This window comes from Marinobacter sp. Arc7-DN-1, assembly GCF_003441595.1.
Classification (GTDB): Bacteria; Pseudomonadota; Gammaproteobacteria; order Pseudomonadales; family Oleiphilaceae; genus Marinobacter; species Marinobacter metalliresistant.
In genome coordinates, this window is sequence record NZ_CP031848.1 from 990,966 (window position 1) to 1,015,430 (window position 24,465).

Genomic DNA, 24,465 nt, shown 5'->3' on the forward strand with positions numbered 1-24,465 from the left:
TACTCAGTTTGTCTGAGCCTCAACCTCAACCTCGCCATGAGGCTGATGCATGGTGGCCTGAGCCAGATCCAGAAGCTCCCGCAAGGCCACTGAGAACATCGCATACTCCGGCTCTCTCACGCCCTTAAGCTCGGACAACATGGTTTTCCAGCGACCGATCATCTGGTGATGCCGCGCCATCCAGCCCTCCACACAGACAGGTACGTCTGCCGGTTTTTCTGCCAGCCTCAGTACACCCGTGGTCAAAGCCCGCTGCTGCCAGTCCAGATCCTCACGGAAACTCTCCCTGGCAAGGGCCTGCCAGTGGGAAGCCGGAGTCAGAGCGGCAATGGCATTGGCGAACCAGTTGAGATCAAGGCGGTCACCCAGCTCGTAGTAAAGATTGGCGACCGTTTTCAACGGCATTCCTGACGCTTCCTGTGCCTCGATAATACCGAGGGACGAGTACAGGTGCCCGGTACCGGAAACCACGGAAGCCAGCTCTGTCGGTAATCCGGCTTCCACCAGTGCCTGATGCCGCTTTTCCCAGGTGATCCGGGCCTGCTCTCCCAGATACTCCGGCAGTCCTGCGGTAATGGCCCAGACGCTGTCGGCAAAACGTTCCATGTGATTCTGGATACTCAGTTCCGCGCGACGGTTGCGCAACAGCCAGCGCACCGAACGGCGCATCAGCCGCATCAGGTCCTGCATCAATTGCATCTGAAGCTGGGCCGGCACATGAAAATCCAGATTCTCAATCCTGTCCCACCAGTTATCGATGCGGAAAACATCCCGGGCAATGATCCAGGCCAGTGCTATGGAGGCCGCATCAGCACCGGTGGACTGGTTCAGCCGCTCCACAAAGGTAATACCCATGTGGTTAACCATGTCATTGGCAATCTGGGTGGCAATGATTTCACGGCGCAACTGGTGCTCACCCAGCTCTTTCGAGAATTTCTGGGTCAGATCCCGCGGGAACACCTTGTACATTTCACCCGCCAGCATCGGATCGTCCGGCAGCGTGCTGTTAATCAGGGTCTGCTTGAGATCGCCTTTCACATAGGAGATCAGAACCGACAACTCCGGCCGGGTCAGCCCTTTTTTGTCCAGCTTGCGCTCAGACAGGGTTTCGTCATCCGGCAGGAATTCCAGAGCCCGATTCAGCTTGCCCTCACTCTCAAAGGTGTTCATCAGTCGGCGGTATTCCTCCAGGCGCGTCGCCGCATCCTCGTTGGCAATACTGATGGCCTGGGTCTGGCGGTAGTTGTTCTTAAGCACCAGCTCCGCCACATCGTCGGTCATTTCCTCAAGCATGATGTTGCGCTGCTTGCCGGTGAGATCACCCATGGCCACCACCCGGTTCAGCAGGATTTTCATGTTGACCTCATGGTCTGAACAATCAACGCCGCCGGAGTTGTCGATGAAGTCGGTATTCAGGCGCCCGCCCCTGAGGGCGTACTCAATACGCCCGAGCTGGGTCAACCCCAGGTTACCGCCCTCGCCGACAACCTTGCAGCGCAGCTCCGAACCATTGATTCGAAGGCCATCGTTAGCTTTATCGCCGACGTCGCTGTGGGATTCGCTTTTTGCCTTCACGTAGGTGCCGATACCGCCTACCCAGAGCAGATCCACCTGTGCCTTGAGAATATGGGATATCAGCATGTTCGGCGGCACCCGGTCCGGCTTGATGCCCAGCAGTTTTTTCATTTGCGGGCTGACAGGAATCGACTTGGCGTTCCGGCTGAACACCCCGCCGCCTTTGGAGATAAGCTTGCTGTCATAGTCGGTCCATGCGGAACGGGGCAGCGCGAACAATCGTTTACGCTCTATATAACTCCGCTCCGGATCCGGGGTCGGGTCGATAAAGATATGGACATGGTTAAAGGCAGCGACCAGTTTTGTTTTCTCCGAGGACAACAAGCCATTGCCGAAAACGTCGCCGCCCATGTCACCGATGCCGATGGCGGTGAATTCATCCAGCGCCGGGTTGATGCCCATCTCCCGGAAATGGCGTTCCACCGAGACCCAGGCCCCCCGGGCGGTAATGCCCATCTTCTTGTGGTCGTAGCCATTGCTGCCACCGGAGGCGAAGGCATCGCCCATCCAGAAGCCGTATTCGGCCGCCAGGCCATTGGCGATGTCCGAGAAGGTTGCCGTGCCCTTGTCTGCCGCCACGACCAGGTAATGGTCATCTTCATCGTGGCGGATCACCCGCTCCGGTGGGTGAATGCCGGCATCGACCAGATTGTCGGTAACATCCAGCAAACCACGGATAAAGGTTTTATAGGCTTCGATGCCCTCTGCCTGGAAGGCTTCCCGGTCCGTGGGGTCCGGTAGGCGTTTGGCAACAAAACCGCCTTTGGCGCCCACCGGAACGATCACCGCGTTCTTGACCTGCTGAGCCTTCACCAGGCCCAGAATCTCCGTACGGTAGTCCTCAAACCGGTCAGACCAGCGCAGGCCGCCACGGGCGACCTTGCCACCCCGGAGGTGCACACCCTCAACCCGCGGCGAATAGACGAAAATTTCGAACATTGGCAGCGGCAGGGGTACATCCGGAATCCTGGATGGATCGAATTTCACACTGATATAGGGTTTGGGGCCGCCCGCTTCATCCTGCTGGTAATAGTTGGTGCGCAGGGTGGCCTGGATCAGCTCCAGGAAAAGCCGTAGCACACGGTCTTCACTGAGATTTTCCACCTCTTCCAGACCCGCATTGAACTCGATCTCCAGCTTTTGCTGGGCCGCCTGGCATTTGCCCGGACTCTGGTACCGCTCCGGGTTGAAACGAACTTCGAAGAACTCCAGCAGCAGCTGCGTCAGCTCAACGTGGTTCACCAGCGTATTGGAGATAAAGGTCTGACTGTTGGAAAAACGGATCTGGCGCATATAACGGGCATAGGTCCGCAGAAGCGCAATCTGCCTCCAGCTCATGTATGAGGACAGCAGCATCCGGTTGAAGGCATCGTTTTCGGCCTCCCCGTACCAGACCCGTCGGAACAATTCCTCGAAAATCGGTCGGATACGATGAATGTCTACCACATCGCCGGTGTGAGCATGAAGGGTGAAATCGTGAATCCAGACTGTCTTGTTATGGCGGTCGGTCACCTCGAACGGATGCTCGCCAATGACACGGAAGCCCAGATTGTCGAAGATCGGCATCACGTCTGAAAGGGGCAGCGGTTCGTCCGGATAGAATAACTTGAAATGCAGTGTGCTCTCATCCTCTTCCAGCGCCCGATAGAAGCTCATGGCAAGGTCGCCTTTGATGGCGGACGCCGAGATATGCTCAAGATCGATCGCAGCACGCCTGGCCGAGAACATGTCGGTATAGCTGGCCGGGAAGCCGCCGGCCCAGAGCCGGTAGAGCTCATTGCCCTGCTCTTCACCGTATGCCTCGCTCAGTGCCTCGGCGAGGCCGTCACGCCAGGATTGCGCCAGTTCAATGACTTTCTCACGGATTTCGGCCGTTGGCAGCTGGCGGTTTTCAACCTGGGGTACACGGATGGTGAACTGGACCCGGGCCAGCACGGATTCCGAGAAATGGGTAACAAACTCAACGTCCTCGGCGCCGAGCCGGTCAACCAGCACCTGCTCCACTTTCAGGCGAAGTTCGGTGTTGTAGATATCTCTCGGGAAAAACGCCAGGCAGGTCACAAACTGGCCATAAACATCCTCCCGCATGAACAGCTCAATACGGCGGCGTTCCTGAATGTACAGGATGCTTTTGGCCACCTTCAGCAGCTCGTCCGGCTCGATCTGGAACAGCTCATCCCGGGGATAGAGGGTCAGAATCTGCTCCAGCTCCTTGCCGGCGTAGTCATCCCGGAGGAACCCGGAGCGCTTTATCACACTCTGGAATTTACGGCGGAGCAACGGAATCTCATCCGGCCGCTCGTTATAGACCCGGGCGGTATACAACCCCAGGAAGCGACGCTCGCCAACAACCTCACCCTTGCTGTCGAACTTCTTGACCGCGATATAGTCCGGGTAGGCCGGGCGGTGAACCCTTGAACGCTGGGCCGACTTGGCGAAGATAAAGATATCGTCGGTCCGGGTCATCTCATGCCGGGTGCGCTGGGGCAGCTCGTTTAGACGCACCCTGTCCGGCCGCTCGTTGTTGACTCTCAGGATACCCAGCTCGGAATTCTCGACCCGCCGGACCACCATTCCGCTCTTGTCTTTGGCAAAATCGTATTCGTCGTAACCCAGGAAGGTGAAGTGATCCCGTGCCAGCCACTCAAGAAACGCCCGGGCCTCCGCTTTCTGCTCGTCGTTGATACCGGCGGTGGTACTGTCCAGCTCCCCGATAATCTCGGTCACCTTCTCGGTCACCACCGGGAAATCGGATACTGCAATCCGGACTTCATGGAGCACGTTCTGCAGCGTGTCTTCCAGATCCCGGAGATCCTCGGGGTTACTGTGCCGGTCAATTTCCAGAACGATAAAGGCCTCATAGGCGGATCCGGAGGTACTCTTTTTTGTGCTGTGCAGCTTCTTCAGTTTGCCTTCTTTGTCCCGCTCGACCTGAAGAATTGAGTGCTGGATCGAGTGAGTACCGATTTCGCGCTGATTAATGGCAATGCGCAGGGAATCAATCAGGAACGGCATATTGGGGTGCAGAATAAAAACGACAGTATGGGTCGACTCCCAGCCGTCGCTTTCCAGGTCCGGATTGAAAACCGCAACCGAGGTTTTTTCGGCGGAGCGCTTCTGCAGAAATTGCCAGGCCGCCAGTACGGCACCGTAGGTATCTGAGAATCGTCGGCTGACCAGCTCTTCCAGGGGGATGTGCGCATAATGCTGCTTGGCAAATTCGCTGATTCTTTTGGCTTCGGTTTTGGTAATCTTCTTTGCAAAGGCGTCAGCCAACTGTTCAAAGAACTGATCCTTGCTGGCCACTGTCAGCGCATTCATGGTCGACCTCAGTTAGTGTGAAATAAACGTAATCGCAGTATCGTCACATAAGCATAGTCAAGCCCTTGATTTTTGCCGGCCAGACGCCAAAACTGCGGCAACTACCTACGCACGATACGGGTTTCTCCGGAAAAACCTCAAACAGAGAGGGAGCAGTCACTTCCAATGTCGTTACAGCATACGTTCGGTGAGTTACGGGCACAGTTAGCCAAACGGATAATCGGGCAGGAAAAACTGGTGGATCGCCTGCTGATCGCCCTGCTCGCAGACGGTCACCTGCTTGTGGAAGGGGCTCCCGGCCTGGCTAAAACCACCGCCATCAAGGCCCTGGCAGAACACCTGGAAGGGGATTTCCACCGAATCCAGTTCACTCCGGACCTGCTGCCGTCAGACGTCACCGGCAGCGAAATCTACCGGCCGGAAACGGGACAGTTTGAGTTCCAGCGCGGCCCCATTTTCCACAACCTGGTGCTTGCCGATGAGATCAACCGTGCGCCCGCCAAGGTGCAATCGGCGTTGCTGGAGGCCATGGGCGAGAGACAGATCAGCGTGGGCATGCGCACCTTCGCTCTGGACCAGCCGTTCATGGTGATGGCCACCCAGAACCCGATTGAGCAGGAAGGCACCTATCCGCTGCCCGAAGCGCAACTGGACCGATTCCTGATGCACGTGGTCATCCATTACCCGTCGGCGGAAGCTGAGAAAGCCATTCTCCAGCTCGCCCGGAACGATTATCGGCAGGGCATGCCAAAGACAGACCTCCGCCTCACGGCCCAACAGGTTTTTGAGGCCCGGACGGAGGTGGCCGACATCTACATGGCAGAGGCTGTCGAGCAGTACCTGCTCGCACTGGTTCTGGCGACCAGGGACCCGGCAGCCCTGGACCCGGAACTCGCCCGCTGGACCGCCTTCGGCGCCAGTCCCCGCGGCACTATCGCCCTGGATCGCTGCGCCCGAGCCCTGGCATGGCTTGATGGCCGCGACTATGTCACGCCCGACGACGTCCGGGCCATGGCCTTTGATGTGCTGCGCCACCGCATTCTGCTGACCTTCGAGGCCGAGGCCGAAGGCATGACTGCAGACACCGTGATCGAGCGGCTGATCGAACGTGTTCCGGTGAGTGCCTGAAACCGACGACGGAAGTAATTCACGGGAGCCGTCAGGAATGCCGAACACCGACACAGCAACCTACATCAGGCTGGCGGATCTCATCCGCCTGCAGGCGGATGCCAGGGCATTGAAGCTGCCTTCGGCACGGCCGGCACGTTCCCGTCAGGCCGGCCTTCAGCGATCGCCCCAGCGGGGCCGGGGCATGGCCTTTGCCGAAGTCAGGCTATACCAGCCCGGCGATGACATCCGCAGTATTGACTGGCGGGTAACCGCCAGGCGCCAGGCGCCGCATACCAAGCTCTACGAGGAAGAGCGGGAACGGCCGGTACTGCTGTTGTGCGATCTTGGCCCGAGCCTGTTTTTTGCCAGTACCGGCGCCTTTAAACAGGTGCGCTGTGCCCAGCTTGCCGCTATCCTCGCCTGGCTGGCTCTCTGGTCCGGAGACCAGGTGGGGAGCATTGTCTTTAATGGTGAAACACTGAGCGTTCAGCGCCCGGCCCGGCGCAAGAAATCGGTACTACGGCTGCTGGATACCCTGGCGGAGCAGCAACACCGGGCGAGTCACGAACCGGCGCTGAATGAAGGTGCCAGCCAGGGCAGACTGGATACCGCCCTGACTGAGGCACGCCGGGTTGCCCATACCGGCAGCCGGATTTTCGTGATCAGCGATTTTCTGGAGATCTCCCCGGAGACCGGGAAACTGCTGGGCGCCCTGGCCCGCCACAATGCTGTCAGTGCACTTAGAGTTGTCGACCCCCTGGAAAGGGAATTACCAAAAACCGGGCGGTTCGCGGTAGCGGGCCCGGACGGCCCGGTCTGGTTTGATGCCGCCAATCCGCGCTTCCAGAGGGCCTGGCATGAGAAGGTGGCCAGCCATGAACGGCAGCTCGAAGACTGCTTCCGGACCTCTGGCGTTACTGCGGCAACTGTTTCGACCGGAGACGATCCAGCGGTGGCCCTGAAATCACTGCTCGGACCAGGGGGGCGAATCGGGTGAATCCGCAAGACCCGCTCAGCCAACTCAGAGACATTCACCTGCCCGGTCCTGGAGGTTTCTGGCCACCGGCGCCCGGCTGGTGGATTCTGGCCATTCTGGCGATCGCTCTTATCGCTGCAGTGACCTGGCTGATCCTCAGGCGCAGGCGCAGGAACCGCTGGCTCCGGTCGGCACAGTCGGAACTGGCCATGCTGGAGCGCTCAGCGGCCCCCGATCCCCAATGGTTTGTGCAACTGAATACGCTCCTGAAGCAGGCCGCCCGGGAACGATACCCTCAATCGCACCCGGAAGCCCTGACCGGTGATGCCTGGGTGGAATTCCTGTTAGCCACAGCCCCCGAACACCGGGTTGCCTCAAGACCGGTGACTGAGGCCCTGGTAGAAAGCGCCTGGCGGCCTTCGGTTTCAAGCGAGCCTGCTCAGGCACTGACATTTGCCAGACTGTGGCTGGGAGGCCAGAAATGCTGAACCTTGCCTGGCCCTGGGTGTTGACTTTGGTCATCATTCCCCTGCTGCTTCAATGGCGCAAACCTCAGGGGCAGTCGGTGGATGCGCCGGTTCTGCCGGTTGGCCACTGGCTGTCAGACCTGCCCGGCGTCAGCCGCCGGGGCAACGCTGTGCCGCTGTGGCAGAAACTGCTGCTGCTCCTGATGTGGGTATTACTGGTCATTGCCCTGGCCCGGCCGCAGCACGTTGGCGAACAAACGCAGATGCCGGTGTCCGGCCGGGACCTGATGCTCGTGGTGGATATTTCTCCCAGTATGGATGAGCAGGACATGGTGCTTCAGGGCCGGAGCATTAACCGGCTGCAAGCTGTAAAGCGGGTCCTTGATGACTTCATTTCCCGCCGCCAGGGCGACCGGCTGGGGTTGATCCTGTTCGGCACCGAACCCTACGTCCAGGCGCCCCTGACCTTTGACCTTGAAACCGTCAGAACCCTGATGCGGGAAGCCGGCCTCGGTATGGCCGGCCGTGCCACCGCCATCGGTGACGCCATTGGCCTTGCCACCAAGCGGCTCCGGGACAGACCCGAAGGCCAGCGAGTGATGGTGCTGCTCACTGATGGCGCCAACACCGCCGGCGAAATAACACCGGACAAGGCCACCGAGATTGCCACTGCCGCCGGCATTCGGATTTACACCATCGGCATCGGCGCAGAGTCCATAGTGCAACGTGGCCTGTTGGGGTCGCGCCGCGTCAACCCGTCCCGCGATCTGGATGAGAGCCTGTTGACCCGGATGGCCCAGCAGACCGGTGGCGAGTATTTCCGGGCCCGTAGCCTGCCGGAGCTTGAGCTCATCTATGAAAGCATTGATCAGCTGGAGCCCATCGAACTGGAGGGCAAATACTACCGCCCTGTCACTGAACTCTATGCATGGCCCGCCGGCCTTGCGGTGGCCTTGTGGGGCATGTTGTTTCTGTACCGGCGGATGGGCCAGATAATGGCCACGCGTCGCCAGCAAAGAGAGGGGGAACCGGATGTTGGCTGATTTTCACTTCCTGCGCCCGCTCTGGCTGCTGTTGGTTCTCCTGCTGCCATTGATGTATCTGGCGTTCCGCCAGTTACATCTGGGGGACAGCGGCTGGTCCCGGCTCATTCCGGCCCGCTTGCTGTCGCCTGTCATACGCCACGAAGGCACATCAGGCAGAACCTCGAAATCCCCTATGTTACCGGCTGCCATTGCCCTGGTCGTTCTGGCCACTGCCCTTGCCGGACCAGCATGGCGGGAAGCGCCTACCCCGCTTAAACAGCCGGGTGACAGCCTTGTGATTGCACTTGATCTCTCACTCTCCATGCTGGCAACAGACGTAGAACCCGACCGTCTGACCCGGGCCAAACGGAAAATCCGGGATATTCTCGCGGTACGGCAGGGCAGCCTGACCGGGCTGCTCGTGTACGCCGGTGATGCCCACGTGGTCACACCGCTGACCGACGATACCAGAACCATTGAGGGCATGCTGGACGTGCTTGATCCGGTGATTATGCCAGCCACCGGCAATCGCGCTGACCTTGCCATCGCCAGGGCGGCCGATCTGCTGACACAGGGTGCACCGGGTGACGGCCGGATTCTGATAATCACCGACCAGATCAGTGAACGCTATTGGCCTGAAATACGGGATACCCTGTCCGAAACCGGATATGCGCTCAACAGCCTGGTTGTGGGAACCGAAGAAGGTGGCCCCATTCCCCTGGCCCGCCGCGGATTCATTCGTGAAAACGGCGAAATTGTGATCAGCCGTGCCACCCCCGATGCCCTGTCGGAACTGGCCCGGAGCACCGGGGGCCAGAGCCACGAACTGACCCTCAACAACACCGATATTGAATCCCTTGAACTCAGTCCGAAAGACACCGGTGGCTGGCAGGATACAAGTGCAGGGCTGACCGTCAGCCGCTGGCAGGATGACGGTTACTGGCTGCTCTGGCTGGCCGCCCCCCTGATTCTTCTGGGATGGCGCCGGGGCGCATTTACCGCCCTGGCTCTGGTACTTTTACCGGCGTTTCCACAGCCGGCAGCAGCCATGACCTGGGCCGACCTTTGGCAGCGCCAGGATCAGAGAGCCCCCGAACTGATCCAGAACGATCCGAAGCAGGCAGCCGCCCGGCTGGATGATCCCGAATGGAAAGGCTCCGCACTGTATCGGTCTGGCCAGTATGATGCGGCCGCCCAGGTCTTTTCCCGGGCCGAAGGGCCCCGCGCCAGTTACAACCGGGGCAACGCACTGGCCAGAGCCGGCAAACTCGAAGAGGCCCTCGCAGCTTATAATCATGCCCTGGCAGAGAGTCCGGATATGGAAGATGCCCGCCACAATCTGAAGATTGTCGAAGAATTACTGAAGCAGAAAAATCAGGGCAATGGTGACAGTCAGAGCAACAAACAGAAAGACCCATCAGAATCCCCGGGCAGCGATGGCAACAAGCCGCAGGATAATCAAAGCCAGCCGGGAAACGATAAAAATCCCGGTGACTCTGGCAACGAGCAGCAGCAGAACTCCGGGAACAGCCAGCGTTCATCCGGGAACCGCGAAGAACCAGGCGAACAGAATCGCGAACCGGATAGGCAGAGGGATGAACAGGAGGGGCAGACTCCGGAACAGGTATCGGGAGAACAGGAGTCACAGACGAACCAGCCCCGGGCTCCTGCGCCGATTTCTGAAACACCCCTGACACAGAGCCAGGAGCAGTCGCTCAGACGGGTTCCCGATAACCCGGGCGGCCTGTTACAGCGCAAGTTTCTGCAACAGTATCAACAACGCCAGACTCCATCCGATGAGGGCGATACACCATGGTAAAACGGTTGATCACAGCGGCTGTCTGTCTTTTTCTTCTGGCGGCAATCTGGCTGCCGGTCCAGGCGCAAGTGCTCACAGTCGAGCCAGACAGAACCCGGCTTTACGAGGGTGAGGTGATGACCCTGACGGTCAAAGGCAGTATGGAAATCGATATCAACCTGGGTAACCTGTTCGATTTCGACATGTCCAACCTGCCCAAACCCGATATCGAGAAGGTACAGCCGGATTTCGAGATCCTCGCGCAGAACCAGCAGTACAGCATCCAGACCATCAACAACCAGATGGTGGGTGAGATCACCTGGACCTACCAGCTTGCCCCGACAACCACCGGTGAACTGACCATTCCCGCCCTCACTTTCAAGGGCGCCGTTTCCGAGCCTGTCACAGTGGAAGTTGTGGACGGCACGCCACCGGATCAGGCGGACACCGGCCGTGACAGCTTTATTGAACTGTCTGCCGATAAGGCCGAGGTTTATGTGCAGGAGCAACTGATTCTGACCATTCGCCTGTTCTTCCGCGGCAACCTGATCCGGGGCGAACTGTCGGAACCCCAGCACCCCAATGTCGTTATCGAACCGCTCGGCAAGCAACAGGAATTCTCACGCTACCGTGACGGGGTGCGCTATCGTGTGGTGGAACGCCGCTATGCCCTGTTTCCCCAGCGCCCGGGCAACTTCAGGCTCCCGCCGATCCGGTTTGAAGGGCAGTCCCGGGACGCCCAAGGCAAGCTTAAATTCCTCAGGGACAGCGAGGAGCTGTTTGAAATACCGGTCAAGGAGGTGCCATCGCAGTTCACCGGGAAAACCTGGTTGCCGGCAAGCAGCGTAAGCCTGACAGAAGCCGGGTTGCCGCCAACTCTTGACGTCAAAACTGGTGAAAACATCACCCGGGAAATCCGCCTGACAGCAGCCAACCTGCCCTCGGAGACGCTGCCGCCACTGCCGAATGCGGTACCACCGGGTTTGAGGAGTTATCCGGAACAACCCGAGCGAATCACCGAGACAATGCCCGACGGTCTTTCCTCATCCTTGACGCAGTCAGTGGCCCTGGTGCCCGTTGAGGCCGGGCAGATGACCCTGCCGGCCATCCGCATTCACTGGTGGGACACGGAAGCTGATCGCGAACGTGTTGCTGAGATTCCGGAAAAAACGCTGACGGTAACGGGCCCTGATGCTGCTGGCGCAGTACCGCCGGAGAACACAGCTAAAACAGACGGGGAGACACCCGCAAAAAACGTGGCGTCCGATTCGCCGGATAACCAGGCTCCGGACCGGACCAGCCTCTGGCAATGGCTCAGTCTGGTGTTGGCGGTGCTATGGGGCGGCACTTTGCTGGCTTGGTGGCGGTCACGGAGGAATCCGGCAAAACTGCCGGTTACCAGCGAAAACAGAAATGATCGGGCCGCCTTTAACCGACTCATCAAGGCCGCCCGGGACGGTTCTGCGACAACGCCGGAACTGCTGGTGGAATGGGCCAGCCTGCACACACCCGGTCACGGCTTTCATTCTGCGGCAGACGTTGCCAGCCATTTCCGGAACGAGGCGTTAACCGCGGAGATCAGAAAACTGCAGGCTCGCCTTTTCGCGCCCGGACACGGCACGGACGACTGGGATGGACGCCCCATGGTCGGGGCACTGGAGCAAATAAGGGAAGCGACCGCAAAGCCGGAGGCCCGGGCTGACCTGCCGCCGCTCTATCCCCGAGGGCTTGCCTAAGAGCCTGCGGGGCCGGTCAGTTGGTCAGCTGCTGATCGATCACAATGGCGACCGGCTCGCCCCGGCCATCGCCCACCGCCACCGGCATATCCGTGCTGCCCTGCCAGTCTCCCGGCTGGGCGCTCACACTTCCGGACCGGCTGAGCCGGGCAGTAATCACCACTTCTTCAGCATCGGAAATTCTGGCTTGGGGTGACATGGAATAGCTGTCGTCCAGGCGTATTTCTGCAGGCAACTGATCCGCCGTCAGTCTTGCCACTGCCAGCGGTGGCCCTTGCTGGGCGCCAGCCTGGCGTGCAAACAGGAACAGCGTGGTATGCGCAGGCACCTGATCCCTGAAAGCTTCAATCAGTGTTACCCGCACGGTAACCCCTGTGCCGGCAGCTTCGGATTCGGCAGCCAGTTCCGGCGGTTTCTCTCCCAACCGGGTGTAGGCTTCACGTATTCCCTCACGGATGGAAGCAATCTGGGGATGATCCGGAGCGACGGTCTCAATCCGCTCCCAGTATTCGATGGCCTCGCGATAATTTTGCTGGCTGAACGCGTTGATACCCAGCAAGCCAAGGACATTAACCTCGTCGGGATTCAACTCACGGGCCTGTTCGATGGCACCAGTGACCTCCTCAGTCATGGCCCCCTGGCTACCGAAGAACAGCGCTTGGGCGGCGAGACCATAAGCCACCGATTCTGCCCGGTCATCCTCCTTTACCGTGCTGGCCAGTTGCCGGAACGCCCAGGCCGCATCGTCGTACCGTTCCAGACTCATATAGGTGCGACCCAGCATGGCCCAACCCTCCGGGTTATCCGGGCTGGCTTCAAGGCGCTCGCGCAGCTGTTCGGAAAGCTCAGCCATCTGAGCCTGCCGCGCGCCATCGGTGGCGCCCATTTCCTGCATGGTGATGAACTGTTCAACCCCGTCCATCGCGCCCCACTGCTGATACAGGTAGAACGCTGCCGCCGGAACCAAAAGGATAGACACGAGAGCAACGGCCATGGCGCTTCCCCGGCCACTGATGACCGGCCTCGGGCGCTCGTCCTCCGGCACGTCATCCAGCATGGCACCGGCCAGTTCTTCCTTCAGTTGGTGATAGTTTTCGTCGTCCAGGATGCCGGCCTCATACTCCCTGTCGAGCTCCTTCATTCTGGAGCGATAGGCCATCAGGTTCTGGTTTTTAAGATCGGTCTGTTTTCTGGTGCCAGTCCGGTGAAAAAACACCGGGTAAAGCACGAACGCCAGGGCAATAATGATGAGTACCGTTGCGGCAATCCAGAAAGTTTGAGTCATGGAATTCCAGTCACAGGTTCAGAATTAAATCGGGTAACGGCGTGAAAGCCAGAAGGCAAAATTTCAGGAGGTTCCGTCCTGTTCCTTCTCTGCCAGCATCCTGTCTACACGGGCTTTCTCTTCAGCGCTGAGGGCGGGATTTTCAGCTCCTGCCCGCCGGGAGCGGATAATCACGACAGCCACCACCAACAGCCCACCGAATACGGCGATCGCAGGTGTCGCCCAAAGCAGGAACGTACGGCTGTCGAATTCCGGCTTATAGCGCACGAACTCACCAAAACGTCCGACCAGCGACTCGACAATCTCGTCATTGCCGGCACCGCCCTTCATCATTCGGTAGACCTCATCCCGCATATCCCTGGCGATTGGCGCGTTGGAGTCGGCGATATTCTGGTTCTGGCATTTCGGGCAGCGCAGCTCGGCGATCAGATTCTGATACCGCTGTTCCTGGGCCCGGTCCTCGAAATCATATACGTCCGCCACTTCCGCAGCTGCAACCCCGGAGATCAGAACCGCCAGGGCAAGAAAAACAATCCTCGGCATCAGCCATTCCCCTGCAATTCGTTGATTACCGGTTGCAATGTCTGTTCCCAGACCGTCTCATTGATCACACCAACATGGCGGTAACGAACAACACCATCGGCGTCAATCACGAAGGTTTCCGGTGCGCCGTAGACACCCAGATCAAACCCCAGGGTCCCCTTCGGATCATAAATCGTTTTTTGGTATGGATCGCCCAGCCGGTCGAGCCAGACCAGGGCATCTTCACGGTTGTCCTTGTAGTTGAGGCCGATGATGGCCACACCTTTTTCCTCTGCCAGCCACATCAGATCATCGTGTTCATCCCGGCAGGCCGGACACCAGGTACCCCACACATTCAACAGGGTAATCTGACCGCGAAACAGGCTCTGATCCAGCATGGCATCGGGGTTGTGCAGATCCCGCAGGCTGAACTCAGGGACTGGTTTGCCAACCAGTGCCGACTCCAGTTTGGTAGGGTCCTTGCCGATGCCTGCAAACAGCACTACGCCAATCACGACGGCAACGAGTAACGGGAGAAAGAGCAGGAACCGCTTCATGACACGGCTCCTGCGGAACTGGCGGAGCCGGTGTCCGCAGCCGGCGCAGTGGCACTCACCTTCTGCTCTGCCCGCTCCCGGATCCGGTAACGACGATCAGCAATGGCCAGGAATCCACCTGCCGCCATGAACAGGGAGCCCAACCAGAGCCAGCGCACCAGGGGCTTGTATTGCAGACGGATGGCCCAGGCGTCGTCGGAAATGCGTTCGCCAATCGCTACGAAGATGTCCCGGAACAGGCCCGCATCGATATCCGCTTCGGTCATAACGCTCATACCCACCGAATACTCACGCTTCTCGGGGTGCAGCTCCGCCACACGCTTACCGTCCAGGAGCACGTCAAAGCTTCCGTATTGAGCGGTGAAATTGGCACCACGGCGCTCACCGATATCCTTGAACACAAACCGGTAATCACCGACGGTCGCCACATCACCGGGCACCATGCGAACATCCCGCTCAATGCCGTAGTTGGACACCACCGTGGCCCCTGCCATGGTAATCGCCAGGCCCAGGTGGCCGAGCACCATGCCGTAGTAGCTGCGGGACTGGCGCCTGAGGCCGTGGATGCGACCTTTTCTGGAGGACGACTTGTCCCACAGGTCCCAGAACGTGGCGACCACTACCCACATGGCAGCAAACACACCCAGAAACGCCCAGGGCCTGAAGCCACCATAGCCAATCACAACGGCCGTGCTGGCGATAACGCTGACCGCCAGGGGCCACAACAGTTTGCGTGCCAGCCAGCCACCGTCGGTCTTCTTCCAGCGGGAGAATATTCCGGCACCCAGCAACAGGCCGGTCGCCACGGCCAGCGGGCTGAAGGTGAGGTTGAAGAACGGCTCACCGATCGACAGCTTGCCAAGTTCCAGGTAATCAAGAACCAGCGGGTAAAGCGTGCCAACGGCCACCAGCAGCGTGGCTGAGACCAGCAGCACGTTATTCAGCAGCAGGAAGATTTCCCGGGACAGCGACCCGTAACGGGAGCGGACATGAACCACCGGCGCCCGGAAGGCATAGAGCGCCAGGCTGGCAATTACGGTTACCGCCAGCAGCGCAAGCAGGAAGGTACCCCGCTCAGGGTCGGAGGCAAAGGCATGAACGGAGGTCAGCACTCCGGAACGGACCAGGAAGGTACCCAGCAGACTGAGGGCGAAAGTAACAATCGCCAACAGCACGGTCCAGCTCTTGAATACGCCCCGTTTTTCAGTGACCGCCAGCGAATGCATCAACGCAGTACCCGACAACCAGGGCAACAGGGACGCATTTTCCACCGGATCCCAGAACCACCAGCCACCCCAGCCAAGCTCGTAGTAAGCCCACCAGCTGCCAAGCGCGATTCCCAGCGAGAGGAAGGCCCAGGCGACTGTGGTCCAGGGCCGTGACCAGCGTGCCCAGGCGGCATCCAGGCGGCCGTTGATCAGCGCGGCAATGGCAAAGGCAAAAGCCACCGCGAAACCGACATAGCCCATGTAAAGCATGGGCGGATGAACGATAAGACCGAAGTCCTGAAGCAGCGGGTTCAGGTCCGCACCGTCCGCCGGGACATTGGGCAACAGGCGGTCAAACGGGTTCGATGTAATCACGATGAACAGGAGGAAACCGACGCAGACCATGCCGAGCACCGACAGTACCTGGGAAACCATCACCGAAGGCAGTCGACGACTGAAGATGGCCACGGCCAGAATCCAGCCTGCGAGCATCAATATCCAGAGCAGCAGCGAGCCCTCATGACCACCCCAGACGGCACTGAACTTAAAGTACCAGGGCAGCATGCTGTTGCTATTGTTAGCGACGTAAGACACTGAAAAGTCATCTGTGACAAAGGCATGGGTCAGGATCGCGAAGGCGAGGCCAACAAACACGAACACGCCGGATGCCAGCGGCCTGGCGAAGGCCTGGAGATTGTCTCTGCCAGTCAGGGACCCCGTCAGGGGTACTACGGAAAGGAGCACTGCCAACAACAGCGCGAGTATCAGTGCAAGCTGTCCGAGTTCGGGATACATCAAAGCCCTCCAGAAACCAGGCTGTTAGGTGAAGCGTTTAAGTTCAATAGGATACAGTTTTCGCACTCTCACTGGCCTTGTTCTGGCCTTTTGATGCCTTCTCCAGCGCATCAGCAACTTCCGGCGGCATGTAATTCTCATCGTGTTTGGCCAGAACCTGATCGGCCACAAAGCGGCCGTAATTATCCAGTCTGCCCATGGCAACCACGCCCTGCCCTTCGGCAAACAGATCCGGCAGGATCCCGGTGTATTCAACCGGTACCGAAGCGTTGAAATCGGTGACCCGGAACTCGACCGTGAGGCTGTCCGGATCCCTCACCACCGATCCCTCCTCGACCATTCCGCCCGCCCGGATTCTGACATCCACCGGCGCTTCACCGGCGGAGATCTGGCTGGGGTCATAGAACAGGTTGATGTTCTGGCGCAGGGCATAGGTTGTCAACGCTACAGCGATGCCCAGCCCCACTAGCAGGAACAGGACAATAGTCAGGCGTTTTTTTCGGATCGGATGCATCAGATACCTGCCATTCAGTCGTGGGAAACGTTTACGCGGGTGAAGGAAGCCGCAGAGCCGCGGACAGCCTGTTGTTCGCTCCTGCCAGCCTGAAGCTCATAACCGCGCCGGCAGGATTCAATCGCTGCCTTGCGGCGGATTACAGACCAGACCATCATCGCGACCATCAGGATGAAGAAGACACCATAACAGGCCCAGACATAGGGTCCGTGGCCTCCCATCACCAGAAATGCCGAAAAGGAATCAAACGCCATACATCAGCCCCTCCCGGCCATAACATACTCTTTTACCCAGCGAGTTCGCTGCTCGCGGAGCAGAATCTCTGTCTGCATCCGTAAACAGGCCAGCCAGCCAAACAGCAGATACAGGCCAAGAACTGAAAGCAGCAACGGAACCCACATGTCCGCGGGCATTGAGGGCTTGTCAGTCAGCTTGAAGGTAGCCGGCTGGTGCAGGGTATTCCACCACTCCACGGAGTATTTGATAATCGGGATATTCACTACCCCGACCAGTACGAGAATAGCCACCGCCCGGGCCGCCGACTTTTCATCATTGATGGCCCGGTCCAGGGCAATCACGCCGCCATAAAGAAACAGCAGGATCAGCATGGATGTCAGCCGGGCGTCCCAGATCCACCAGGTTCCCCAGGTCGGCCTGCCCCAGACAGCTCCGGTAAACAGTGCAAGGAACGTTAATACCAGCCCTACCGGTGCCACCGCCTTAATGAAAACATCCGCCAGCTTCATGCGCCATACCAGGGTCACCACCGCCGCTACGGCCATCATGATGTAAACGGACTGGGCAAGAAAGGCGGTCGGTACGTGGATAAAAATAATCCGGTAACTGTTGCCCTGAAGATAATCCCTGGGTGCGAATGCCAGCCCCCAGACAATGCCCGCCATCAACAGGAGTATGCCGCCCGCCAGCAGCCAGGGCATCAACCGGGTTGCAATCCCGAAGAACCATTTGGGAGAACCCAGCTTGTGAAAAAATTGCCACATCAGATAGTCACCGTCCTACCGTTACCTTGTTTTAGCCGTTAGACAGGCTGATACGCAGCGCTGCAGCCGATGCAAAGGGCGCCAGCGTCAGCGCCAGCACCAGACATGCCCCCATCAGGGCCACGTAGGCACCGACCTGGGCTCCTTCCGCCGCGGCGGCCACTGTCCCGGTACCAAAAATCAGGACCGGAATGTACAGCGGAATGATCAGCAGGGACAACAGCACCCCTGCCGAACGTAACCCCAGGGTCAGGGCTGCACCAATTGAACCAATCAGACTCAGCACCGGCGTTCCGATCAGCAAAGTTAGACACAAAACTCCGATGGAGTTCCCGTCAAGATGCACCATGACGCCAAGAACCGGCGTCAGTATCACCAGCGGCAACCCCGTTAACACCCAGTGCGCCATGGTTTTCGCCAACACCAGGAGAAACAGGGGCTGAGGCTGGAGCACCAGTTGCTCCAGCGTGCCGTCATCAAAATCATGCCGGAACAGATGATCCAGCGAAAGTAATACCGAAAGCAGCGCAGCTACCCACAGGATACCGGCACCGGCCTCCCGCAGAAATGACACTTCCGGGCTAACCCCGAGGGGGAAAAGGGTTACAACCATGACAAAGAACAATAACGGATTCAGCAAATCCTGTCGTTGCCGGAAAGCCACCTTCAGGTCCCGGCCAAAGACGCCCCGCATTGCCGCCAGGGCTCCTACTGTATCATCCCGCAGCTTCAGAACGGGTCGGACATCAGCATTCATCAGATGATCCTCCACCCAGAACAATACGCTGCATTCCCGGCATCCGGAGATCGTGGTGGGTCGTCACGACCACTGCACCACCTTCGGCGGCGCGCTGCCGCAGTAGATTTTCAATTGCGCTAACGCCGTCCGCGTCAATCGCGGTAAAAACTTCATCCAGCAACCACAGCGGTTCGTCGGCTATCAGCAGTCTCGCCAGGGCCACGCGCCGTTGCTGGCCGGCTGAAAGATTCCGGCAGGGCACGTCCTGAAAGCCGGCCAGCCCGGTGCCCTCAAGTGCCTGGCGCAGCACCGGGTCTGGCACAGGGCGTCGCCCGGACGTCAGTGCCCGAAGATTTTCCACTGGCGTCAGCAACGGCTTGATGCCCGGCCGATGGCCAAGGTACAGGGAATTTCTGAAGAATTCTTCCCGCTGGCCGGACCTTGGCCTGCCACACCATAGAAGCTCGCCGGACCAGGCATCGTTCAGGCCAGCCAGCATTCGCAGCAGGGTGGTCTTGCCGGAGCCGTTGGGACCCTCGACACGGGTAACTGTACCGGGCAGTATGGAGAACGACAGGTCACGGAAAAGGATCCGTTCGTCCCGTTCGCACTGCAGATCGACAGCCTGTAATAACGGCTCAGACATTAGGGCCCCGTAACCAGGACGATGCGCGTGTGTACGGCATCGGGTGCATTCGTGACAGAGACGGCGGATGCGCCATTATTCGCGCATGGCCGGCCGGCGCGGCGTATTATAACGAAAGAGCTTGCGGATTACTCTTGTCCAACATCAAATCAGCGACGATGAAACTACCCAGCGGACAACAGCCTCCTACTCCTCCTGCCCAGCCGGCACCCCAGACGGCCCGGCCAGCCGGCACCACAGAAGTCAGCCGCGAGCCCGTCGCCGCGTCAGCCAGACAACTGCTGGCCCAGATCCAGCTGGCAAACCGGGAAACCACCCTGGCCCGAGTTGCGGAGATCGTGAACCGGCAAAGCGGAAGCAGTGCCGATGTGTTGCTGGATATTCGTGGCAAATCCCTTCTGGTTCAGGCAACTATCGGTAAAACCGAGCTCTCGCCAGGTGACTGGGTAAAGGTGATGCGGGCGGGTAACGAGCTTCAGCTAATGGGCAAACTGGCGCCGGCTCCCGAAGCAGGCATTGCCCGGGCCCTGGCCCAGCGATTGCCCTGGCAGCAAACGCTCGACACCGGTCTGGCAAAACTTATGGGCACCCTGACCCAGGGCCTGAAGCAGGACCCGCTGCCCGGCCAGTTGCCTTCACCACGGCTGACCCAACCCCTCCCGGAGGCCGCCCGGCAGGCGATCGAACAGCTGGTGGCAAGGCTTCCCTCGGGAGCCAGTCTGGCACCCGGCACTGGCGGTCAGGCTGCAACACCACAGCAGGTTCGGCAATGGCTTTCCGAAAGTGGCCTGTTTGCCGAATCCCGCCTGTCCCGGACGCCCGCTGCCCAACTCCCGGATCTCAAACTGGCCCTTGGCAGGGTAATTACCGCATTGCTGGCGCAGCAGGGCAGCACTCCGGAACAGTTCAACCGTTTGACACCCATATCAACACCCGGATTAATGCAGGCACCCCTGCAATTTCCACAACCTCTGGCGACGCCCCAGGCGTCCGGAGATGGCGAGCCACCCGGTGTCGGGCAGATGCTCCGTCTGCTGGCAGGGATGCTCAACCGCATTACGGTGAATCAGTTGCACAGTCAGGTGCTGACAGCCCGGGGCGGTAGTGATGCCGCAGCGCCAACCGCTACCCTGCTATTGGATCTGCCCTGGCTGACCCCCCAGAACGAGCCCAGGCTGGCGCAACTGCGAATTGAACAATATTCGGAGGACAAGGAGTCGGAACGGAAATCCGCGACGCCGGCTACCACCGAATGGCGGCTTGCACTGGCGATGGATCTGGATGAGGCCGGCCCGCTTCATTTTGACGTCGCTTTGCGACAGCAGGCGGTCAGCGCCCGGGTCTGGGCGGAGAAACAGACGACGCTGCGACGGGTGAACCAGGAGCTCCCCGTACTGAGGCGGAGTCTGGCAGACCTCGGGCTGGAAGTGACGGACCTGGAGTGCCGCCGCGGAACACCCCTTAGCAGCGTCACCCGGCTTGAACACAGACTGGTGGATACCCGGGCATGACTTCAGAAACACAGCACACGGACACCAGGGCCGCCGTCGCACTCAAATACGATGGCGACAAAGCCCCCACCATCAGCGCAACCGGCACCCACGAACTGGCGGAGGAAATCATCCGCATCGCCCGGGAGCATAACGTTCCGCTGTATGAGAACGCCGAACTGGCAAGCATCCTGGCCCGACTGTCCCTTAACGAGGAAATCCCCGAGGCGCTGTACCGGGTTATCGCCGAAATTCTGGCATTTGCCTTCCATATCCGGGGGCTTACGCCGGATGACAGGAAACCGGATGCCTCAGTGGATCAGTGAACGGAGCGCCCAGGCCTGCTGCCAGTTGCCACCGCGCCGGGGCGCAACGGCTGTCTCGAAATAATGCCTCAGCCGGCGGCGATCTTCCGGTTGATCCTTGAGGGCTGAGCCAATGATATGGTGCATCAGCAGCTCAACCGTCATGCTGCCGCCGCCGTAATACCAGGCATTCAGGCTCGCCGCGTGGGCCACGGAGACCGCTTCGGCGGTGGACAGGGCCGAGCCCGCCAGACGATCAGTACTGCGGCCATCGAGAGTCTGACCGTTGCGCAGCTCGTGGAACATGGTCACCAGAATCTCGATCACCGGTTCATCAAGGTCCAGTTCGACGCCTGCCCGGACATTGGCTTTCCGGACCTCACGGAGTACTACGTCCATTTCATCCGACAGGTTGCGGATCGGGCGAATTTCCTCGAAGTCCATTCGTCGTTTCAGGGCGGCACTCATCCGGTGAACATCCTGATCGACACTGTTCGAGGTGGCAATGACATTAAACCCTTCCCGCGCCAGAACCACGCCTTCCTCGCCAGCCAGTTCCGGAATCACCACCACCCGGTCAGACAGTACGGACAGCAGCGCATCCTGCAGCGCCTGGGGGCAACGGGCAATCTCCTCGAAGCGGACCATCCGTCCTTCCATCATTCCCCGCAACAAGGGGCTTGGCACCAGCGCTTTGAGGCAGGGCCCTTCGTTATGCAGAACGGATTCGTTCCAGCTATACAGCAACTGCCCGACATGGCTGACTGCCCCGCCCTGGAGTGTCAGGGTGGAGCTGCCGGATATGGCGGCCGACAACAATTCGGAAAGCCAGGATTTGGCCGTCCCCGGCTCCCCTACCAGGAGGCACCCGCGGCTGGTACACAGGGAAATGATGGTCCGGACCACCATGGCACGGTCGGCGACGAACTTTCGTTCGATGCCCAGCTTTTCATCCCCCCTCACAAACTTTTCCACAGCACGGGGTGACATCTGCCAGCCAGGTGGCACCGGGCCATGATCCATCCCTTTCAGGTTCTCCAGCTCCTGAGCGTACACAACTTCTGCGGGCTCACGCTGCACGGCCTTGATTGCCTGATTCCTGGTGCTCATTCCTGACTCCTCCGGCCGCCGCGAACTTCTGGCGCCATACGCTCTCTGGGAAGGATCCGTGGCAATTCCGAAAGCGGGATAATGCCTTCAATGACATGGTCCAGCGCACTGTCCCGCATGGTAATCAGACCGGCATCCAGGGCCCGCCAGCGAAGCTCTCCGATCGGCGGCTGGCAGGAAATCGCATTACGGATATCGGAATCAACTTCCATATATTCCACGATCGCCACCCGGCCCCGGGTACCCCGGCCGTTGCATTTGTCACAGCCGGCGCCCTCAAAACACCGGAAATTTGCCGGCGGACCGTCCGGAAACATCTCGGACAGAATCACCGGGTCGGGCCTGGCAGGTTTGCGGCAGTGCGTACAGATTCGCTTGGCCAGGCGCTGGGCAATTACCGCCAGCAACTCACCGGCAATGGAGTTCGGGTGAACACCAAGATCGTAAAGGCGCTGCAAGGAATCCACTGCGTCATTACAATGCAGCGTCGACAACACCACATGCCCGGTCTGCGAGGCCCTGATTGCCTCCAGTGCGGTTTCCTGATCGCGGATTTCGCCAACGAGAATGACATCCGGATCCTCGCGGACAAACGCTCTCATGGCATCGGCAAAACCAAAACCTATCTCCGAGCGCACCCGGGTTTGCTGGATGTTATCGATAGAGTACTCAATCGGATCTTCCACCGTGATCACTTTCCGGCGGCCGTCATCGGCCAGGGTCTGCAGTCCGGCATAGAGCGTGGTCGATTTGCCAGACCCCGTAGGTCCCACGACCAGAACCAGTCCTGCCGGGTTATCCAGCAAGCGCTGATAACGTCCACCGATCACCGGCGACATGCCGAGTTCGGCAATGGTCATGGCGCGCCCGGTTTGGGGTAACAAGCGGATGATAGCGTGTTCGCCATGGAGCGACGGCTGGGTCTGGATGCGCAGGTCGTAGGCCATGTCACCCAGTTGCAGCCGTGAACGGCCACCCTGCGGGAGCCGGTGTTCAGCGATGTTCAGTTCCGCCCGAAGCTTGATCACGTTGATCACCCCTTTGATTTCCCGGGGCGACAACTGGTACTGGGGCAGATCGTGGAGGTCGCCGTCTACCCTGAGGCGTATGCGAATCCGCTCTCCGTATTGTTCTATATGAATGTCGCTGGCTTTTTCACTTACAGCATCCAGCAGGATCGCCTCATAGACCGACACCAGATAGGGACTGATGTGCCTGTTTTTGGCGTCGCTGCAAAGCAACTGATCATTGCACTCTCCCGCCTCAGGCTTGGGATCGGTGCAGGCACCATGGTTCGCGGCGAAATGACTGCCCTTGACCGTCAGGTCCAGGGCCGACCAGATGCGACGGAAATCCGTCGGTGTCACCAGCAGGCAATCGATCACCTGATTTGAGCTGAGGCGCTCCAGCTGGTCCGTGCGCGCGTCCGGATCATCGGTCACAACGGTGATCGTTCCATCGTCCTGGGCGACAGGAATCAGCCGTGACAGGTCCAGAAAGGTCCGGGAGAAGCGTCGGAACAGCGCAGGGTGGAGATCCGGAAGGAGTTCATCCGCGTCGGTGAAGGTCATGCCCCGCTGCCGTGCGAGGGAGCGGTACAGATCAATTTCTTCAAGATTCAGTTTGCGCCGGAGAACATCAAGTACCCGGCAATTCTGTTTCGCCGCTTCCGCTTTCGCCTCGGCCAGGACCTTGTCATCCACGACGCCCTGATCAATCAGAATCTGTTCCACATTGCGGTTGAAGTCGACCCAACCAAGAGTCCGGACCCGTTCCAGCCGGGCATCACGCTTCACAAACATGGCCAGACTCGGCACCGGACCGGCACGACCCTCAAGGCAAACCAGGTGCCCCCCTTCCCGAAGGAAACGAGCCAGAGGATTGCGCTCTTTGATAAACGTGGTGCACAGGACAAGATCGCACAGCTGGTCAGGCTCCGGAGCCTCTTCCACGCTGGCAACCAGAACGTCCACATTGTGCATGCCAAGACGGAAAAACCGCTCCCGGGCGGCTTCCGCAACAACCGCATTTTTCTCCAGGTAAACCACCCGATGGGCCAGCTCAGAGAGCACTGCGGCAAGATACCCGGAGCCGCCGCCGACATGCATCACCACCTGATCCGGTTCGATCTCGGGGATCAGGGACAGGATATGACTGACGGTTTCCTCGCGGGGGATGGAGTGCCCGGTGATTGAGGGAACCAGATCGGAACCGGAAACAAAATCATGGCGGGATACAGATCGGAGGGCCTCAAGGGCCCTCGTGTAAACTCTCTTCATTCAGCA

20 protein-coding genes are annotated in these 24,465 nt (G+C 59.5%); 8 read left to right on the forward strand and 12 right to left on the reverse strand.

The features are described 5' to 3' along the window. Positions 1 to 3: 3 nt before the first annotated feature. Positions 4 to 4,896: an NAD-glutamate dehydrogenase gene (locus D0851_RS04590; protein WP_117617564.1), complete on the reverse strand. Its 4,893-nt coding sequence runs from the start codon at positions 4,894 to 4,896 to the stop codon at positions 4 to 6. Positions 4,897 to 5,061: 165 nt separating this feature from the next. Here D0851_RS04590 and D0851_RS04595 point away from each other — a divergent pair, with 165 nt between their 5' ends. Genes D0851_RS04595 through D0851_RS04620 form a run of 6 tightly spaced genes read left to right on the forward strand, consistent with a single transcriptional unit; the run spans position 5,062 to position 12,008 of the window. Next, entirely contained in the window at positions 5,062 to 6,024 is a 963-nt protein-coding gene (locus D0851_RS04595) for an AAA family ATPase (protein ID WP_117617565.1), read from the forward strand. Positions 6,025 to 6,061: 37 nt separating this feature from the next. Beyond that, entirely contained in the window at positions 6,062 to 7,003 is a 942-nt protein-coding gene (locus D0851_RS04600) for a DUF58 domain-containing protein (protein WP_117617566.1), read from the forward strand. Next, entirely contained in the window at positions 7,000 to 7,470 is a 471-nt protein-coding gene (locus tag D0851_RS04605) for a DUF4381 domain-containing protein (RefSeq protein ID WP_117617567.1), read from the forward strand. Before D0851_RS04600 ends, D0851_RS04605 begins: the two co-directional genes overlap by 4 nt. Continuing rightward, complete coding sequence (locus D0851_RS04610) at positions 7,464 to 8,492, forward strand: vWA domain-containing protein (RefSeq protein ID WP_117617568.1); 1,029 nt, start codon at positions 7,464 to 7,466, stop codon at positions 8,490 to 8,492. Before D0851_RS04605 ends, D0851_RS04610 begins: the two co-directional genes overlap by 7 nt. Then, positions 8,482 to 10,293, forward strand: coding sequence for a VWA domain-containing protein (locus D0851_RS04615; RefSeq protein WP_117617569.1), 1,812 nt, complete (start codon positions 8,482 to 8,484; stop codon positions 10,291 to 10,293). Before D0851_RS04610 ends, D0851_RS04615 begins: the two co-directional genes overlap by 11 nt. Continuing rightward, positions 10,287 to 12,008, forward strand: coding sequence for a BatD family protein (locus tag D0851_RS04620; RefSeq protein ID WP_117617570.1), 1,722 nt, complete (start codon positions 10,287 to 10,289; stop codon positions 12,006 to 12,008). Before D0851_RS04615 ends, D0851_RS04620 begins: the two co-directional genes overlap by 7 nt. Before the next feature lie 16 nt (positions 12,009 to 12,024). On the opposite strand, the gene ccmI is transcribed toward D0851_RS04620, so the two are convergent. The 9 genes from ccmI to ccmA form a co-directional block, all read right to left on the reverse strand. After that, a complete protein-coding gene (gene ccmI, locus D0851_RS04625; RefSeq protein WP_117617571.1) occupies positions 12,025 to 13,293 on the reverse strand; it encodes a c-type cytochrome biogenesis protein CcmI in 1,269 nt (422 codons plus the stop codon). Positions 13,294 to 13,356: 63 nt separating this feature from the next. Continuing rightward, positions 13,357 to 13,836: a cytochrome c-type biogenesis protein gene (locus D0851_RS04630; protein ID WP_117617572.1), complete on the reverse strand. Its 480-nt coding sequence runs from the start codon at positions 13,834 to 13,836 to the stop codon at positions 13,357 to 13,359. Continuing rightward, the gene (locus D0851_RS04635; RefSeq protein WP_117617573.1) at positions 13,836 to 14,372 is read right to left on the reverse strand and encodes a DsbE family thiol:disulfide interchange protein; all 537 of its coding nucleotides are present in this window, start codon (positions 14,370 to 14,372) and stop codon (positions 13,836 to 13,838) included. Before D0851_RS04635 ends, D0851_RS04630 begins: the two co-directional genes overlap by 1 nt. Continuing rightward, entirely contained in the window at positions 14,369 to 16,375 is a 2,007-nt protein-coding gene (locus tag D0851_RS04640; RefSeq protein WP_117617574.1) for a heme lyase CcmF/NrfE family subunit, read from the reverse strand. The genes D0851_RS04635 and D0851_RS04640 overlap by 4 nt, the downstream gene beginning before the upstream one ends. A 43-nt stretch (positions 16,376 to 16,418) precedes the next feature. Next, positions 16,419 to 16,889 carry a cytochrome c maturation protein CcmE gene (gene ccmE / locus D0851_RS04645; RefSeq protein WP_117617575.1) on the reverse strand — a complete coding sequence of 157 codons (471 nt, stop codon included), beginning with the start codon at positions 16,887 to 16,889 and terminating at the stop codon, positions 16,419 to 16,421. Positions 16,890 to 16,903: 14 nt separating this feature from the next. Further along, entirely contained in the window at positions 16,904 to 17,143 is a 240-nt protein-coding gene (gene ccmD, locus D0851_RS04650; RefSeq protein WP_117617576.1) for a heme exporter protein CcmD, read from the reverse strand. Positions 17,144 to 17,146: 3 nt separating this feature from the next. After that, a complete protein-coding gene (locus tag D0851_RS04655; protein WP_117617577.1) occupies positions 17,147 to 17,890 on the reverse strand; it encodes a heme ABC transporter permease in 744 nt (247 codons plus the stop codon). Between the two features lie 31 nt (positions 17,891 to 17,921). After that, positions 17,922 to 18,647 carry a heme exporter protein CcmB gene (gene ccmB, locus D0851_RS04660; RefSeq protein ID WP_117617578.1) on the reverse strand — a complete coding sequence of 242 codons (726 nt, stop codon included), beginning with the start codon at positions 18,645 to 18,647 and terminating at the stop codon, positions 17,922 to 17,924. After that, positions 18,637 to 19,275 carry a cytochrome c biogenesis heme-transporting ATPase CcmA gene (gene ccmA / locus D0851_RS04665; protein WP_117617579.1) on the reverse strand — a complete coding sequence of 213 codons (639 nt, stop codon included), beginning with the start codon at positions 19,273 to 19,275 and terminating at the stop codon, positions 18,637 to 18,639. The genes ccmB and ccmA overlap by 11 nt, the downstream gene beginning before the upstream one ends. Positions 19,276 to 19,409: 134 nt before the next feature. Between ccmA and D0851_RS04670 the strand changes: the two genes are divergently transcribed. Both D0851_RS04670 and D0851_RS04675 read left to right on the forward strand, forming a co-directional pair. Next, positions 19,410 to 20,786, forward strand: a complete 1,377-nt coding sequence (locus D0851_RS04670; RefSeq protein ID WP_227539444.1) for a flagellar hook-length control protein FliK — start codon at positions 19,410 to 19,412, stop codon at positions 20,784 to 20,786. Continuing rightward, the gene (locus D0851_RS04675) at positions 20,783 to 21,091 is read left to right on the forward strand and encodes an EscU/YscU/HrcU family type III secretion system export apparatus switch protein (RefSeq protein WP_117617581.1); all 309 of its coding nucleotides are present in this window, start codon (positions 20,783 to 20,785) and stop codon (positions 21,089 to 21,091) included. The genes D0851_RS04670 and D0851_RS04675 overlap by 4 nt, the downstream gene beginning before the upstream one ends. On the opposite strand, the gene D0851_RS04680 is transcribed toward D0851_RS04675, so the two are convergent. Further along, complete coding sequence (locus D0851_RS04680; protein ID WP_117617582.1) at positions 21,077 to 22,180, reverse strand: ATP-binding protein; 1,104 nt, start codon at positions 22,178 to 22,180, stop codon at positions 21,077 to 21,079. The genes D0851_RS04675 and D0851_RS04680 overlap by 15 nt on opposite strands. Then, positions 22,177 to 24,459 (reverse strand): ATPase, T2SS/T4P/T4SS family, encoded by a 2,283-nt coding sequence (locus D0851_RS04685; protein WP_117617583.1) that lies wholly within the window; start codon positions 24,457 to 24,459, stop codon positions 22,177 to 22,179. Before D0851_RS04685 ends, D0851_RS04680 begins: the two co-directional genes overlap by 4 nt. Positions 24,460 to 24,465 lie beyond the last annotated feature (6 nt).